This is a genomic window from Streptomyces sp. NPDC034043, from assembly GCF_055575675.1.
Genome location: NZ_JBVISF010000007.1, coordinates 290,827 through 306,983, shown reverse-complemented (window position 1 = coordinate 306,983; position 16,157 = coordinate 290,827). Strand labels below are relative to the sequence as shown.

General features: G+C 73.2%; 11 protein-coding genes and 1 riboswitch. Of the genes, 6 read left to right on the top strand and 5 right to left on the bottom strand.

Annotated features, from left to right (window positions below):
* Positions 1–10: 10 nt before the first annotated feature.
* The 3 genes from ACZ51S_RS19720 to ACZ51S_RS19710 form a co-directional block, all read right to left on the bottom strand.
* Positions 11–709 carry a DUF7342 family protein gene (locus tag ACZ51S_RS19720; protein ID WP_468475269.1) on the bottom strand — a complete coding sequence of 233 codons (699 nt, stop codon included), beginning with the start codon at positions 707–709 and terminating at the stop codon, positions 11–13.
* Positions 706–2,322 (bottom strand): ATP-binding protein, encoded by a 1,617-nt coding sequence (locus ACZ51S_RS19715; protein WP_468475270.1) that lies wholly within the window; start codon positions 2,320–2,322, stop codon positions 706–708. Before ACZ51S_RS19715 ends, ACZ51S_RS19720 begins: the two co-directional genes overlap by 4 nt.
* 150 nt (positions 2,323–2,472) lie before the next feature.
* On the bottom strand, positions 2,473–3,735 hold the full coding sequence (locus ACZ51S_RS19710; protein ID WP_468802830.1) for a citrate synthase: 1,263 nt from the start codon (positions 3,733–3,735) through the stop codon (positions 2,473–2,475).
* Between the two features lie 70 nt (positions 3,736–3,805).
* Here ACZ51S_RS19710 and ACZ51S_RS19705 point away from each other — a divergent pair, with 70 nt between their 5' ends.
* Both ACZ51S_RS19705 and ACZ51S_RS19700 read left to right on the top strand, forming a co-directional pair.
* Positions 3,806–4,957 (top strand): citrate synthase/methylcitrate synthase, encoded by a 1,152-nt coding sequence (locus ACZ51S_RS19705; protein ID WP_468802829.1) that lies wholly within the window; start codon positions 3,806–3,808, stop codon positions 4,955–4,957.
* A gap of 30 nt (positions 4,958–4,987) precedes the next feature.
* Entirely contained in the window at positions 4,988–6,142 is a 1,155-nt protein-coding gene (locus ACZ51S_RS19700; RefSeq protein ID WP_468802828.1) for a CobW family GTP-binding protein, read from the top strand.
* Between the two features lie 22 nt (positions 6,143–6,164).
* Here ACZ51S_RS19700 and ACZ51S_RS19695 read toward each other — a convergent pair whose 3' ends face one another.
* Positions 6,165–8,321, bottom strand: coding sequence for a restriction endonuclease (locus tag ACZ51S_RS19695; RefSeq protein WP_468475274.1), 2,157 nt, complete (start codon positions 8,319–8,321; stop codon positions 6,165–6,167).
* A 112-nt stretch (positions 8,322–8,433) separates the two neighbouring features.
* Positions 8,434–10,890, bottom strand: coding sequence for a DNA gyrase/topoisomerase IV subunit A (locus ACZ51S_RS19690; protein ID WP_468475275.1), 2,457 nt, complete (start codon positions 10,888–10,890; stop codon positions 8,434–8,436).
* A gap of 226 nt (positions 10,891–11,116) precedes the next feature.
* On the opposite strand from ACZ51S_RS19690, the gene ACZ51S_RS19685 reads away from it, so the two are divergent.
* From ACZ51S_RS19685 to ACZ51S_RS19670, 4 genes are all read left to right on the top strand, one after another.
* A complete protein-coding gene (locus ACZ51S_RS19685) occupies positions 11,117–12,469 on the top strand; it encodes a M16 family metallopeptidase (protein ID WP_468475276.1) in 1,353 nt (450 codons plus the stop codon).
* Between the two features lie 20 nt (positions 12,470–12,489).
* Positions 12,490–13,857 carry a M16 family metallopeptidase gene (locus ACZ51S_RS19680; protein ID WP_388938657.1) on the top strand — a complete coding sequence of 456 codons (1,368 nt, stop codon included), beginning with the start codon at positions 12,490–12,492 and terminating at the stop codon, positions 13,855–13,857.
* Positions 13,858–14,075: 218 nt separating this feature from the next.
* Positions 14,076–14,235: riboswitch (cyclic di-AMP (ydaO/yuaA leader) on the top strand.
* Between the two features lie 12 nt (positions 14,236–14,247).
* Positions 14,248–15,057 (top strand): M23 family metallopeptidase, encoded by an 810-nt coding sequence (locus tag ACZ51S_RS19675; RefSeq protein ID WP_468475277.1) that lies wholly within the window; start codon positions 14,248–14,250, stop codon positions 15,055–15,057.
* Between the two features lie 176 nt (positions 15,058–15,233).
* Positions 15,234–15,899, top strand: coding sequence for a GntR family transcriptional regulator (locus ACZ51S_RS19670; protein WP_468475278.1), 666 nt, complete (start codon positions 15,234–15,236; stop codon positions 15,897–15,899).
* The last annotated feature ends 258 nt before the right edge of the window (positions 15,900–16,157 follow it).

Sequence of the window (16,157 nt, the reverse complement as noted above, 5' to 3'; positions counted from 1 at the left end):
CGCCCGGTTCCTAAGCGGTGTCCGACGGGCGCCAGGCGTAGCGGTGTTCGGGGCGGCCGGTCTCGCCGTAGCGCAGGGCCAGGGTGACGCGGCCGGCGCGGTCCAGCAGCTTCAGGTAGCGCTGCGCGGTCTGCCGGCTGACGCCGGCGCGGTCGGCGATCTGCTGGGTGGACAGGGGGCCTTCGGCGGCGCGCAGCACCTGGCGGACCAGCTCCGCGGTGGTGGGGGAGTGGCCCTTGGGCAGCTCGTTCGGGGTGTCGGCCGCGGCGAGGGCGCCGAAGATCCGGTCGACCTCCGCCTGTTCGGCCTCGCCGCCGCCGGAGAGGGAGCGGCGCAGGGAGGCGTAGGCCTCCAGCTTGGCGCGCAGGCCGGCGTAGGTGAACGGCTTGACCAGGTACTGGAGGGCGCCGAGCCGCATGGCCGCCTGGACGGTGGCCAGGTCCCGGGCGGCCGTGACCATGATCACGTCGGTGTGGTGGCCCAGCTGGCGCAGGCGGCGCACCAGGTCGAGGCCGTTCCCGTCCGGGAGGTAGTGGTCGAGGAGGACCAGGTCCACCGGGCGGGCGGTGAGGAAGCCGAGGGCCTCGGCCGCCGAATGGACCTCGCCGGACACCTGGAATCCGGGAACCTTCGCCACGTACGCCGCGTTGATCCTGGCAACACGCATGTCGTCGTCGACGACCAATACGTGGATCGGGGTCTCGTTCATCGCAGGGCCTCCGGGAGTACGACGGAGAACTCCGCCCCTCCGTCCGCTGCTTCACCGGCCCGGGCGCTGCCGCCCTGCCGCTCCGCGAGGCGGCGTACGAGGGCCAGACCCAGCCCGCGCTCGCGGTGGGCCTTGGGCTGCTTGGTCGACCAGCCCTCGGTGAAGACGTCCTCGCGCCGGCCGGCGGGGATCCCGGGACCGCTGTCGCGCACCCGCAGGACGGCGGTGCGTCCCTCCGCGCGGATGTCGACCTCGACCAGGGGCGAGGCCGAGCCGGCGGCCGCGTCCATGGCGTTGTCCACGAGATTGCCGAGGATCGTGACGAGGCCGCCCGGGTCCACCAGGCGGTCGGGGAGGAGGGCGGCCGGGGAGAGGCGCAGCGTGACGCCGCGCTCGGCGGCGACGGTGGCCTTGCCCACCAGCAGGGCGGCGAGCAGGGGGTCGTGGACCTTCTCGGTGACCTGCTCGGCCGTGGTCCGGTGCACGCCGACGACCTCGGTGACGAAGGCGACGGCTTCCTCGTGCAGTTCCAGTTCGAGCAGGCCGAGCAGGGTGTGGAGACGGTTGGCGTGCTCGTGGTCCTGTGCGCGCAGGGCGTCGATGAGGCCTTTGGTGGAGTCCAGTTCGCGGCCCAGGCGCTCCACCTCGGTGCGGTCGCGGAGGGTGGCGACGGCTCCGCCGTCCGCGGTGGGCATGCGGTTGGCGACCAGGACCCGCGGGCCCTGGACGGTCAGCAGGTCACGGCCGGTGACCCGGCCGGTCAGGACGTCGCTGGTGCGGCCCGTGCCCAGCACCTCGTCCAGGGGCCGGCCGGCGAGGGTGTCCGCGCTGTCCTCGGGGAGTCCCAGCAGCCGGGCGGCCTCGTCGTTGACGAGGCGGACCCGGCCGTCCGGATCGAGGGCGATCACCCCTTCTCGGATGGAGTGCAGCATGGCCTCGCGCTCTGCGAGGAGGCCCGCGATATCGGAGAAGGCCAGGTCGCGGGTCTGCCGCTGGATCCGGCGCGAGAGCAGGTAGGCGGCCAGCGCACCGGCGGCCAGGGCGCCGCCCGCATGGGCGAGCAGTCCGGGGATGGCACCGAGCAGCCGGTCGCGGACGCTGTCGTAGGCGATGCCGACGGAGACGGCGCCGACGACCTCCCCGTCGGCGGCGACCAGGGGGACCTTGCCCCGGGCGGAGCGGCCCAGGGTGCCCTCGTCGATCTCCATCACCTCGTGGCCCGCGAGGGCGTCGCCGGGGTCGGTGGAAACGGGCCGTCCGATGCGGTCGGGGCTCGGGTGCGAGCGGCGGATGCCGTCGAGGTCGATGACGACGACGTACTCGGCCCCGGTCGCCCGGCGAATCCGCTCGGCGGCGGACTGCACGGGGCTGTCCGCGGAGGGCCGCGACCGCAGGAGGTCGGCGGCCAGGGACGGGTCCGCCGCCGCGCTCTGGGCGATGGCCAGGGCCCGCCGCATCGCCTGGTCGTCCAGCTGGCCGCTCAGCGGGGCCAGGAAGAGACCGGTCGCCAGGACGGCGACGCCCGCCGCGATCGCCAGCTGCGTCAGCAGGATCTGTGAGACGGCCCGTCTGGGCAGCCCGAGGCGCCGAGAGCCCGTGGGGAGGAACCGCATGACTAGCACCGTAGGCGGGCAGGAGAGGAAGCGGAATTTCCCCCGTCTATGAGAAGGCCCACCCGCAGGCGGTGCGTCGCGACCGCCCGGCCGGGCCCGGCCGGCCGGATGGCGGCCGTTCCGGACGGCGCCCTGGGGGCGCGGCGGGTATCAGGGCAGCGGGCGGGGAGGCCGGGGGCCCGTGTAGTGGCCGCTCGGGCGCATGCGCAGGGGGCGTTCCTGGTACTCCTCCAGCGCGTGCGCGATCCAGCCCGACGTCCGGGCGACCGCGAAGACCGTCTCGCCCGCCTCGGCGGTCATCCCGCAGGACACCGTCAGTACCGCCAGCGCCAGGTCCACATTGGCGTGCAGCCCGTGCCGGGCCGTCACCGCCGCCACGTCACGTGCCGCGCCGAGTGCCGGGGCGGCCTGCGGGAGCGCCTCCAGGCGCGCGAACAGGGCGCGGGCCCTCGGGTCCTCGCCCCGGTAGAGCCGGTGGCCGAGCCCGGGCACCCGGCGACCCGCGCGCAGGTGCTCCGCCACCACCGGCGCGGCACCGCCCCGCTCCAGCACCTCCGCCAGCATCCGGTGCGCGAGCCGCCCGGCCGCCCCGTGCAGGGGACCCTCCAGCGCGCCGAGCCCGGCCGAGACGACCGCGTACGGATGGGCCCGCGCCGAGGCGGCCACCCGTACCGCCAGGGTGGAGGCGGCCAGGTCGTGGTCGGCCAGCAGGGCCAGGGCCAGGTCCAGGGTGCCGACTGCCGCGGGGTCCGGCTCCCGCCCGGTCAGGCGGGGCCACAGGGCCCGGGCGAGCGGCCCGTCGGCGTCCCCGCCGGCCTCCCGGGGTGACGGCCCGGGCAGGGCGCCGACCAGCGTCGGGATCAGGCAGCGCGCGGAGCCCAGTACCGCCTCCTCGGACAGGTCGAAGCGCAGCGGGTCCACCACCGCCGCGGCGGCGACCGCGACCCGCAGCCGGTCGAGGGGCCCGCTGTGCTCGGGCAGCGCGGCCACCGCCCGCCGGGCGGCGGCGAGCGCCTCCGGGGGAGCGGTGAACCGGGCGCCCCGCGGCAGGGCGCCCGTCCAGAGCCATTCGGCGACCTCCTCGAAGGCGTACGCGGAGGCCAGTTCCACGGCGTCGACGCCCCGGAAGAAGTACCGGTCGTCCTCGATGAGGGTGAGCGAGGTGCGCACGGAGAGCTCCCCGGCGGGGACCGCGGCCTCCCGCCGGCTGCGCCTCGCCAGGGCCTCCACCTCACGGGCGTCGAAGGTGCTGCCCCGCCCGACCGCGTCGCGGCGGCTGCCGAGCTGGCCGCGGCTGACGTACGCGTACACGGTCGCGGGCTTCACCCCGAGGAGCTGCGCGGCCTCGCGGGTGGTCAGCCGTCTCTCGGTACCGGTCTCGCGGGGCCGGTCGTCGCCGTGGTCGTCGCTCATGACACACAGCCTACATATATTGATTCAATCAATATTGACATCGATTGAGTCAAGGACGGATGGTCGATCCATGAACACCACCGTCGAAGTACCCCGCGGTCTCGCGGGAGTCGTGGTCACCGAGACCCAGCTCGGTGACGTCCGGGGCCGTGAGGGCTTCTACCACTACCGCCAGTACTCGGCCGTCGAACTCGCCGCGAGCCGCACCTTCGAGGACGTGTGGCACCTGATGTTCCGCGGCACGCTCCCCGCGGACCTCGCCGAGCGGGACGCCTTCGCCGCCGAGACCGCCACGCTGCGGCACCTGCCCGTCGAGGTGCGGGACGCCCTCCCGGCCCTCGCCCGTGCCACCGCCCCCTCCGGGCCGCTCTCCGGACTGCGCACCGCGCTCTCGCTGCTCGGCGCCCGCTCCGGCTTCCGGCCGGTCTACGACCTCGACCCCGGCCGCCGGGCCGCCGACGCCCTCGCCGCCTGCGCCGCCGTGCCCACCCTGCTCACCGCCCTGCACCGGCTGGGCCGGGGCCTGGAGCCGGTCGGACCGCGCGACGACCTCCCGTACGCCGCCAACTACCTGTGGATGCTGACCGGCACGGAACCCGACCCGGTCCGCGCCCGCGCCGTCGAGCGGTACCTGATCTCCACCGTCGACCACGGCTTCAACGCCTCCACCTTCACCGCCCGCGTCATCGCCTCCACCGGTGCCGACGTCGCGGCCTGCCTCACCGGGGCGATCGGCGCGCTCTCCGGCCCCCTGCACGGCGGCGCGCCGAGCCGGGCCCTGGACACCCTGGACGCCATCGGCACGGTGGAGCGCATCGGCCCCTGGATCCGGGAGCGGGTGCTGGCCGGGGACCGGATCATGGGCTTCGGCCACCCCGTGTACCGCACCGAGGACCCGCGTTCGCGGATGCTGCGGGAGATCGCCCGGCAGTTCGGCGGGCCGCTCGTGGACTTCGCCGTCGAGGTCGAGCGGCAGGTGGAGGAGATCCTCGCCGAGCTCAAGCCGGGCCGTGAGCTGCACACCAACGTGGAGTTCTACGCGGGCGTGGTCATGGAGCTGTGCGGGCTGCCGCGCGAGATGTTCACCCCGACCTTCTGCGCGGCGAGGGTGATCGGCTGGAGCGCCAACCTCCTGGAGCAGGCCGCCGACTCGAAGATCATCCGCCCGGCCGCGCACTACACCGGCCCGACCCCGCCGCAGCCGGTACCCGTGCCCGCCTGAGGCCGGCCCCGGCTGGCTACGATCGTCCGGATGAACAGCGTCCAGCCCATTCCCGTCGTGGTCCTCGCCGGATTCCTCGGTTCCGGCAAGACCACCGTCCTCAACCACCTCCTCGCCAACCGGGGCGGCACCCGGATCGGCGTCGTCGTCAACGACTTCGGCTCGATCGAGATCGACGCGATGTCGGTGGCCGGACAGGTCGGCGACTCGATGGTCTCCCTCGGCGGCGGCTGCCTGTGCTGTGCGGTCGACGGCAGCGAACTGGACGCGTACCTGGACAAGCTCGCCGCGCCCGTCCACCGGATCGACGTGATCGTCATCGAGGCCAGCGGGCTCGCCGAGCCCCAGGAGATGATCCGGATGCTGATCGCCAACGAGAACCCGGCGATCCGCTACGGCGGTCTGGTGCAGGTCGTCGACGCGGCGGAGTTCGACCGGACCCGGGCCGCGCACCCCGAGACCGATCGTCACCTCGCCGTCGCCGACCTGGTGGTGCTCAACAAGACCGACCGGGTGGACCCCGCCGAACGTTCCCGGATCGAGGGGGAACTCGCCGCGCTCTGCGCCCCGGGGACGCCCGTGGTCGGCGCCGACCACGGGCGCATCGACCCGGAGATGCTGTTCGACCGCCGCCCCTGGGCCGAGACGCGCGGGCAGCTCTCCTTCGAGGACCTGATCGCGGAGGCGGCCCAGGACCACGACGGGGGCGCCCACGCCGGGCACGCGCACGCCCGCTACGAGGGCGTCGAGTTCACCTCCGACCAGGCCCTCTCCCCGCGCCGGCTCATCGACTTCCTCGACCGGCGCCCGGCCGGCCTCTACCGGATCAAGGGGTTCGTCTGGTTCGGCGTGCCCGGCCACGAGGAACGGTACGAGGTCCACGCGGTCGGCCGCTTCCTGCGGTTCGGCCCCGGCCCCTGGGGACGGGGGGAACCGCGCCGCACGCAGCTCGTCCTGATCGGCGCCGGCATCGACGGGCCGGGCCTGCTGCGCGAGCTGGAGGCCTGCCGCGAACCGGCCCCGCACGAGGTCCGCCCCGAGAGCATGTGGGCGGTCCTGCGCTACGTCCCCCGGCCGGCGCCGGCCGAGCCCTCGGACCCCTTCGCGCCGGAGGACGCCCATGGGCCGGAGGATACGCTCGGCTCCGAGGGCCCGCTCGCGCCGGACTTCGCACAGGAGCCGTGAGCCCAGGCCTCAGGCCCGGCGCTCAGGCCACCTCGACGCCGTACTCCCGCAGCAGGTCCGCGAGGCCGCCCCGGTAGCCCTTGCCGCCGATGACGAACTTCCAGTCGCCGTTGGGGCGGCGCCGGAAGGAGCCCAGCACCAGGGCCGTCTCGCCCGCCCGGCCGTCGGAGACCTCCAGCCGGTCGATCTCCGCACCCGTCGCGTCCAGCAGCCGGATCCGGGCGTCGGTGAAGCCGGCCAGGTCGGCGTCCGGATTCACCTGGGGGTCGACCGCGGCGACCAGGACCAGTCGGTCGGCGCGCGGCGGGAGGGCGTCGAAGCCGACCTCGACGGCCGCCTTGTCCGGGGCGGAGTGCGGGCGCGAGCGCACCGAACCGTCCGGGGTCCCGGGGTTGTTGAAGAAGACGAAGTGGTCCTCGCTCAGCACCCGGCCGCCCTCGCAGACCAGCGCGCACACGTCCAGTGCCACGCCGCCCGACCAGGTCATGCCCAGCAGGTTGCGGTCGGCGGGGACGGGAGGCAGCTCGGCCCCGGCGGCCGGCCCGGCCGCGGTGGGCGTGGCGGCCGGGCCTCCGGCGCCGGCCTCCGGCGAGGAACCGGCGCTCCGCTGCGCCGGGACGGAGCCGCCGCCGAGGCGCCCCCGCAGGCCGTACCGGTGCAGCAGCTCCACCAGGTCCGCGCCGGGAACCAACTCCAGCGGCTTGCCGTTGGCAAAGGTGTACGACCCGGGTCCGAAGGACGAGGTGGTGACCAGCACCCCCTTGTTCGCCCCCGCGTCCTGGACCGTGCCGTACAGGTCCCGTACCGCCGTCGGCGGCACGGTGTTGCGGTAGCGCTTGACCTGCACCACGATCCGCCCGCCCCGGATCGGGGCCGGGTCCAGCGCCTCGACGTCCACACCGCCGTCGCCGGACCGCTGTGTGGTCACCGCCTCCATGCCCATCGCCCGGAAGAGTTCGGCGACCAGGTTCTCGAAGGCGATCGGGTCCATCTGGAAGAGGTCGGGTTCCTCCTCGCCGCCCCCGGTGTGCCCGCCGTGGCTGACGACGCCCCCGCCGACCTCGTCCGGCCGGCGGCCCGCCCGGACGGCCGTCAGCTGGTCCGGCCGCGCCGACAGCTGCCCCCGCAGCCCCTCGGTCAGGCAGTCCACCGCGCTCACCTGCTCCAGCCGCAGCCCGGAGAAGGCCGTACGCGCCGCCTGCACGGCCGCCAGTACGATCTGGGCCTCCCGGCCCGTCACCGGATCGTGGTCGTCCACGAAGCCGTTGACCACCACCGAGTCCAGGGCGCCGAACTCGTCCGCCGCGTACAGCTCGCGCGGTACCAGCAGCAGGCACTGGGCGAGCACGTCCCGGTACAGCGCCCGGCGCTGCGTGGCCGGACGGGCCGTCTCCCTGTCCTGGTCCGTGCTCGGCACGTACCGCACGGACTTCACCTCCGGCACCACCTCGTACCGGGGCAGCTCCCAGTCCAGTACGAGCTGGCGCGCCGCGGGGTCGTACGCCGCCGACACCTGGCGGGGCAGCTCGCCGGGCCAGGCGGTCGAGGCGTACAGGGCCGCGGAGAAGTACTCCACCACCGCGTCGGGCTCTCCCGCGCGCAGGGCGCCGGCCAGATCGGTGAGGCCGTCGTTGTGCCGGCGGATACCGTCGAGCTGCTCCGCCGCCCACCGGTCGTACTGCTCCCGGTACGCCGCCAGCCGGCGCAGGCGGTCCTGTTCGGCGGCGTGCGCGGCCTGCCAGGCCCGCGTGTACCGGTCGTGGGCCTCCCGCTCCGCCTGGGCCCGGCCGCGCGAGCCGAGGGTCCAGCCGCCGCCCTGCTGCTGGAACTGCGCCAGCTGCGGCATGGGCACGGGGTGCGCGAGGGCACCGGGGTCGAAGGGCTGGAGCTGCTCGGCCCGCACCAGGGAGGCCATCCGGAACGCCGGTGCCCGGCAGCCCGAGGCCAGCAGCCCCCGCAGCACCTCCACCCGCGCGTCCAACTGCTCGGTACGACGCCGCGCCTCGGCCTCGCGGTGCTGCCGGTAGGCGGCCTGCTGCTCGCGCCGGTCCCGGGCCGCCTCACGCTCGTACGCCCGCTGCCGGCGCTCCGCCTCGCGCATCTGGATCAGCTGCGTCTGCTGCTGCTGTCGCTGGGCCTCGGCCCAGACCCCGATCATCCCGCTGGACCGACGACTCATCGGCTCTGCTCTCCCCCCACCCGCGTGTACCGGGAAAACAGTAGTGGGCGGGAGGGGCGGGCGGCCCGGCGAACGCCGACGTCCACCCGCTCCGCCCGCCCCTGTCACACGGCTACAGCGCGGCCCCCGCCAGCGACCCGACGTCGGCCGGAAGCGCCGTCCCCGAGCCGTCGCGTCGCGGGTCCGGGGCCGGCAGGGCGGCCGGGGAGCCGTTCTTCGAGGCCGCCCGGACCGGGGCGTTGCCCGCCCAGGCCAGCGTCAGCGTGTCCTCGCCCTTCAGGAACCGCTGGCAGCGCACGCCGCCGGTGGCCCGGCCCTTGCGCGGGTACTGGTCGAAGGGGGTCACCTTGCCGGAGCGCACCGAGTCGTCCAGCGTGCCGTGCGAGCCCGCCACGGTGAACACCAGGGCGTCCCGGGCCGGGTCCACCGCCGAGAAGTGGATCACCTTGGCGTTCTCCGAGAGCTTGATGCCCGCCATACCGCCCGCCGGGCGGCCCTGGGGGCGCACCTGGCCCGCCGGGTAGCGCAGCAGCTGGGCGTCGTCGGTGATGAAGACCAGGTCCTCCTCACCCGTGCGCAGCTCGACCGCGCCGACGACGCGGTCGCCCTCCTTGAGGGTGATCACCTCCAGCTCGTCCTTGTTCGCCGGGTAGTCGGGCACGACCCGCTTGACCACGCCCTGTTCGGTGCCCAGGGCCAGGCCCTGCGAGGACTCGTCGAGCGAGAGCAGGCAGACCACCGTCTCGTCGGCCTCCAGCCCGGAGAGGAACTCCGCGACCGGGGCGCCGCCCGCCAGGTTCGGCGCGGCGTGCGTGTCCGGCAGCTGCGGCAGGTCGATCACCGAGAGCCGCAGCAGCCGCCCGTACGAGGTGACCACGCCCACCTCGGCCCGGGCGGTCGCCGCGACCTGCGACACGATCACGTCGTGCTTGGCCCGGGGCCCGCCCTCCTGCTCGGGAAGCGGCTCGCCCGTCACGGTGCGCGCCAGCAGGCCCGTCGAGGACAGCAGCACCCGGCACGGGTCGTCCGCGACCTCCAGCGGAACCGTGCCGACCGCCGTGGCCGCCGACTCCAGCAGGACCGTACGGCGCTCGGTGCCGAACTTCTTCGCCACCGCTGCCAGTTCGCTGGAGACCAGCTTGCGCAGCTCGCTGTCGGACTCCAGGATCCCGGTCAGCTCGTCGATCTCGCCGGTCAGCCGGTCGCGCTCGGACTCCAGCTCGATCCGGTCGAACTTGGTGAGCCGGCGCAGCGGGGTGTCCAGGATGTACTGGGTCTGGATCTCGCTGAGCGAGAACCGCTCCATCAGCCGGGCCTTGGCCTGCGCCGAGTTCTCGCTGTCCCGGATGAGCCGGATGACCTCGTCGATGTCGATGAGCGCGACCAGCAGGCCCTCGACCAGGTGCAGGCGGTCGCGGCGCTTGGTGCGGCGGAACTCGCTGCGCCGCCGGACGACCTCGAAGCGGTGGTCGAGGTAGACCTCGAGCAGCTCCTTGAGGCCGAGCGTCAGCGGCTGGCCGTCCACCAGCGCCACGTTGTTGATGCCGAAGGACTCCTCCATCGGCGTCAGCTTGTAGAGCTGCTCCAGCACCGCCTCCGGGTGGAAGCCGTTCTTGATCTCGATGACCAGGCGCAGGCCGTGCGAGCGGTCCGTGAGGTCCTTGACGTCGGCGATCCCCTGGAGCTTCTTCGAGCCGACCAGGTCCTTGATCTTCGCGATGACCTTCTCGGGGCCCACGCTGAAGGGCAGTTCGGTGACGACCAGGCCCTTGCGGCGCGCCGTCACGTTCTCCACGGCCACCGTCGCGCGGATCTTGAACGTGCCGCGGCCGTTCTCGTACGCGTCCTTGATCCCGGACAGTCCCACGATCCGGCCGCCCGTGGGCAGGTCCGGGCCCGGCACGAAGCGCATGAGCGCCTCCAGGTCCGCCTGCGGGTGGCGGATCAGGTGGCGGGCGGCCGCGATGACCTCGCCCAGATTGTGCGGGGGCATGTTCGTGGCCATGCCGACCGCGATCCCGGACGCGCCGTTGACCAGCAGGTTCGGGTAGGCGGCGGGCAGCGCGACGGGCTCGCGCTCCTGACCGTCATAGTTGGCGGTGAAGTCGACCGTGTCCTCGTCGATCGACTCCGTCATCAGCGACGTGGCGTCGGCCATCCGGCACTCGGTGTAACGCATCGCGGCCGGCGGGTCGTCGTTTCCGAGCGAGCCGAAGTTGCCGTGGCCGTCGACCAGCGGCAGCCGCATCGAGAAGGGCTGGGCCATGCGCACGAGGGCGTCGTAGATCGACGCGTCGCCGTGCGGGTGCAGCTTGCCCATCACCTCGCCGACGACGCGGGCGCACTTCACGTACCCCCGGTCGGGCCGCAGGCCCATCTCGTTCATCTGGTAGACGATGCGCCGGTGCACCGGCTTCATCCCGTCCCGCGCGTCCGGCAGGGCGCGGGAGTAGATCACGGAGTAGGCGTACTCAAGGAAGGAGCCCTGCATCTCATCGACGACGTCGATGTCGAGGATCCTCTCCTCGAAGTCCTCCGGCGGCGGGGTCTTCGTGCTGCGGCGGGCCATCGCTGCGCGGCTCCTTAACCAAGGTTCGGGTGTACTGGGTGGATCTGGCGGGGTTGACGCGGACCATTGTGGCCCGACGCACCGACAACGCGGACTCCGACCCCGGGGGTCCCCCCTTACGGAGTCGGGGGAGTGACCCGGGAACTTCTCCGGCCGTCGGTGCGCTTGCATACAGTGGCAGGTCTGACAGAAATCTCTGCATCGCGATCGAAGGGACCACATGCCCATGGGTCACACGGCCACAGCTCAGGCCGGCTCCGGCAGCCTGACAGCGACCGAGCACCGGCTGGCCAACGGCCTGCGCGTGGTGCTGTCCGAGGACCACCTCACTCCGGTCGCCGCCGTCTGCCTCTGGTACGACGTCGGCTCGCGCCATGAAGTCAAGGGGCGGACCGGTCTGGCTCACCTCTTCGAGCACCTGATGTTCCAGGGTTCGGCGAGCGTACCGGGCAACGGCCACTTCGAGCTCGTCCAGGGCGCCGGCGGCTCCCTGAACGGCACCACCAGCTTCGAGCGCACCAATTACTTCGAGACGATGCCGGCGCACCAGCTGGAACTCGCCCTGTGGCTGGAGGCGGACCGCATGGGCTCGCTGCTGGCCGCCCTGGACGAGGAGTCCATGGAGAACCAGCGCGACGTCGTCAAGAACGAGCGCCGCCAGCGCTACGACAACGTTCCGTACGGCACCGCGTTCGAGAAGCTGACCGCCCTCGCCTACCCGGAGGGCCACCCGTACCACCACACCCCGATCGGCTCGATGGCCGACCTGGACGCCGCCTCCCTGGAGGACGCGCGCGACTTCTTCCGTACGTACTACGCGCCCAACAACGCCGTGCTGTCGGTCGTGGGCGACATCGACCCCGAGCGGACCCTCGCCTGGATCGAGAAGTACTTCGGCACCATCCCGGCGCACGACGGCAAGCAGCCGCCGCGCGACGGCACGCTCCCCGAGATCATGGGCGGGCAGCTGCGCGAGGAGATCGTCGAGGAGGTCCCGGCGCGCGCGCTGATGGCCGCCTACCGCCTGCCGCACGACGGCACCCGCGAGTGCGACGCCGCCGACGTGGCACTGACCGTGCTGGGCGGCGGCGAGTCCTCCCGCCTGCACAACCGCCTGGTACGCCGCGACCAGACGGCCGTCGCGGCCGGCTTCGGCATGCTGCGCCTGGCCGGCGCGCCCTCGCTGGGCTGGCTGGACGTCAAGACCTCCAGCGGCGTCGAGGTGCCCGCCATCGAGGCGGCCGTGGACGAGGAGCTCGCGCGGTTCGCCGCCGAGGGCCCGACGGCCGAGGAGATGGAGCGGGCGCAGGCGCAGCTGGAGCGCGAGTGGCTGGACCGGCTGAGCACGGTGGCCGGACGGGCCGACGAACTGTGCCGCTTCGCGGTGCTGTTCGGCGACCCGCAGCTGGCCCTGACCGCCGTCCAGCGGGTGCTGGACGTCACCGCCGAGGAGGTGCAGGCCGTGGCCGCGGCCCGGCTGCGCCCCGACAACCGCGCGGTACTGGTCTACGAGCCGCTGGCCGGCGCCGAGGCCCACGAGACCGAGCAGCACGACGAGAACGAGGGGGCGGAGCAGTGAGCGACACCGCAGCCGTCACGATGACCTTCCACCCGCGGCCGCAGGCCGGCGAGGCGAAGCCGTGGGCCTTCCCGGCCCCCGAGCGTTCCACGCTCCCCAACGGCCTGACCCTGCTGCGCTGCCACCGCCCCGGCCAGCAGGTGGTGGCGGTCGAGGTCAACCTCGCGGCCCCACTGGACGCCGAGCCCGAGGGTCTCGACGGGGTGGCCACCATCATGGCCCGCGCCCTGTCGGAGGGCACAGACAAGCACTCCGCCGAGGAGTTCGCCGCCGAGCTGGAGCGCTGCGGCGCCACGCTCGACGCCCACGCCGACCACCCCGGCCTGCGGGTCTCCCTGGAGGTCCCGGCCTCCCGGCTGCCCAAGGCGCTCGCGCTGCTCGCCGAGGCCCTGAGCGCGCCCGCCTTCGCCGACAGCGAGGTCGACCGACTGGTGCGCAACCGGCTCGACGAGATCCCGCACGAGCTGGCCAACCCGCAGCGCCGCGCCGCCAAGGAGCTCTCCAAGGAGCTGTTCCCCGCGACGCTGCGCATGTCCCGCCCGCGCCAGGGCACCGAGGAGACGGTCGCGCGGATCGACGCCGGGGCCGTACGCGCCTTCTACGAGGCGCACGTACGCCCCTCCACCACCACCGCGGTGGTGGTCGGCGACCTGACCGGCATCGACCTGGACGCCCTGCTGGCGGACACCCTGGGTACGTGGACGGGCGACACGGCCGCGCCCCGCCCCGTCCCGCCGGTGACGGCCGACGACCGGGGCCGCGTGGTCATCGTGGACCGGCCGGGTGCCGTCCAGACGCAGTTGCTGATCGGCCGGATCGGCCCGGACCGGCACGACATCGTCTGGGCCCCGCAGGTGCTCGGCACCTACTGCCTCGGCGGCACCCTCACCTCCCGCCTGGACAAGGTGCTGCGCGAGGAGAAGGGCTACACGTACGGCGTGCGGGCCTTCGGGCAGGTCCTGCGTTCGACCGCCGACGGCAAGGGCGCCTCGATGCTCGCCATCAGCGGTTCGGTGGACACCCCCAACACGGGTCCCGCGCTGGAGGACCTCTGGAAGGTGCTGCGCACCCTCGCGGAGGGCGGACTGACCGACGCCGAGCGGGACGTGGCGGTGCAGAACCTGGTGGGCGTGGCCCCGCTGAAGTTCGAGACGGCCGCTTCGGTCGCCGGCACGCTCGCCGACCAGGTGGAGCAGGAGCTGCCGGACGACTACCAGGCGCGGCTGTACGCGCGGCTGGCCGAAACCGGTACGGCGGAAGCCACTTCGGCCGTGGTGAGCGCCTTCCCGGTGGACCGTCTGGTCACCATCCTGGTGGGCGACGCCGCGCAGATCGAGGAGCCCGTCCTGGCCCTCGGGATCGGCGAGGTCACCGTCGTCTCCAACTGAGCGGCGCACCGTCTGAGACGGGCCGGCAACCGGCCCCGTTTCCAGGGGGCTTCGGCGGAACATCCGCCGAAGCCCCCTTTGTCCGTTTGGTGGAGTGGCTGCGTGTATGCGGTGTGGCGTACGCAACAAAAGCGCTCGTCTGTTTGGCGATTGACTGACGATCCGCCTAGCGTCGGCCGTGCTGTTCGTCAGTTCGTACCCGCCGCACCCGCGGCACCGGACAGCGATCGCCGAGTCCCCGTCAGGCGCGAGCCTGGGGAGCCGGGGACCCACATGCGTCCCTGGGGTGAATCGGACCCCCTCGCAAGAGGAGGCCCGTAGGAGACCTTCCTGCTCCGAACCCGTCAGCTAACCCGGTAGGCGAGAGGGAAGGAAAGGATCACCCCCTTCATGGCGTTTGGCAGTCGTGCCGCCGGTTCTGGTAAGCACCGTGGTTCCAGCCGTCTGAGCCGCAAGACCGCCGGCTACGCCGGCATCGCCGCCCTCGCCACCACGGGCGTGGTCGGCACCCTGGCCGCTCCGGCCTTCGCGGCGGACAACAGCGGCGCTCCGTCCATGGAGGACACCGGTCAGAACTCGATCGTCGTCGCCGACGGTCTCCAGGACGACATCGAGGTCCAGGCCGAGTCCCAGCAGCGTGCCGCCGAGGCCGTCGCCGCCCAGGCGCAGGCCGAGGCCGAGGCGAAGCAGCGGGCCGCCGAGGCCAAGCGTGCCGCCGAGGCCGCCGAGGCCAAGGCCAAGGCCGAGCGTGAGGCCGCCGAGGCCAAGGCCAAGGAGGAGGAGCGCAAGCGCTCCAACGCCTTCGTGGCCCCGGTCAGCGCCTCCGTCACCACCCAGTACGGCGCGGGCGGCGGCATGTGGTCCTCCGGCAGCCACACGGGCATCGACTTCGCCGTCGGCCAGGGCACCTCCGTGCACGCCGTTGGCGCGGGCACCGTCGTCGAGGCCGGCTGGGGTGGCGCGTACGGCAACAACGTCGTCATCCGCCACAACGACGGCACCTACACCCAGTACGGGCACATGTCCTCGCTGAACGTCTCCGTCGGCGAGCAGGTCGGCGCCGGAACGGTCATCGGCCTGTCGGGCAACACCGGCAACTCCAGCGGCGCGCACCTGCACTTCGAGGCCCGCACGGGCGCCTCGTACGGCTCGGACATCAACCCGCTGACGTACCTGCGCAACCGCGGCGTCGGCATCTGACCCTCAGTACGCGTCACGTTTCACGTTTCACGCTTCAACGAAGAAGGCCCCGGCTCCCAGAGCCGGGGCCTTCTTCGTTCCGGATTTCCGTACTTTCCTCGGAAAATATCGCGTGTTGCAATAGAGTCGCAGCACGGCCACGATAAACCGAACCGAAACCCAGCGGAGGTCCGGCCTTGCGTATTCCGGCGCACGCGGTGTGCACAGCGATTCGCGACGATATCGTCTCCGGATTCTTCGGGCCGGGCGGCCGGCTGACCGAGGAGGTGCTCGCCCGCCGCTACGGGGTCTCGCGCGTCCCGGTCCGCGAGGCGCTGCGGACCCTGGAGTCCGAGGGCTTCGTCGTCACCCGGAGGCACGCCGGAGCCTGTGTGGCCGAGCCGACCGAGCAGGAGGCCGCCGACCTGCTGGAGCTGCGGATGCTGCTGGAGCCGCTCGCCGCCTCCCGGGCCGCCCGCCGGCGCACCGACGGCCACCTGAAGGTGCTGCGGGGGCTGGTCAGGCTGGGCCGGGAGAGGGCCGGACGGGCCCAGGGGGAGGACCTGCGCGCCCTGGGGAGCTGGTTCCACGAGACGCTGGCCCAGGCCTCGGCCAGCCCGGGGCTGATCGCCCTGCTGACGCAGACCCGGCACAAGATTGCCTGGATGTACGTGGTGCAGGCCCCCGCGCAGCCCGTGGAGTGCTGGGCGGAGCACGGCGCGATCGTGGACGCGGTCGCGCGCGGGGACGCGGAGCGGGCCAGGGCCCTGACCGCGCTGCACGCGCAGCGGGCGGCCGAGGCGCACCGGCCGAGGGTGAGGAATCCGCAACCTGCCGTAAACACGGCGAGCGCTCCGCATTAACACGTCTCGTATACAACGGAGGAATATCCGAGCGGGCCGGGTTTCCCTCGATTTCCCGTCCGGCATTACCGTGCCCTGCTCCGGTTCCCCTGCGCGGAATTCGGAATTTACCGGAGGTGCAGAAAGGGCCCCTGCTCTTCCGCCGTCCCGCTCTTCCGTCCGCCCGTCGCCCGTCGCCCGTCGTCCGGGCGGCGCCGGAAAGCGCGGAAGCCGCGGTCCCCGGGGTGGTGGGTGGGGACCGCGGCTTCCGGCGTACCG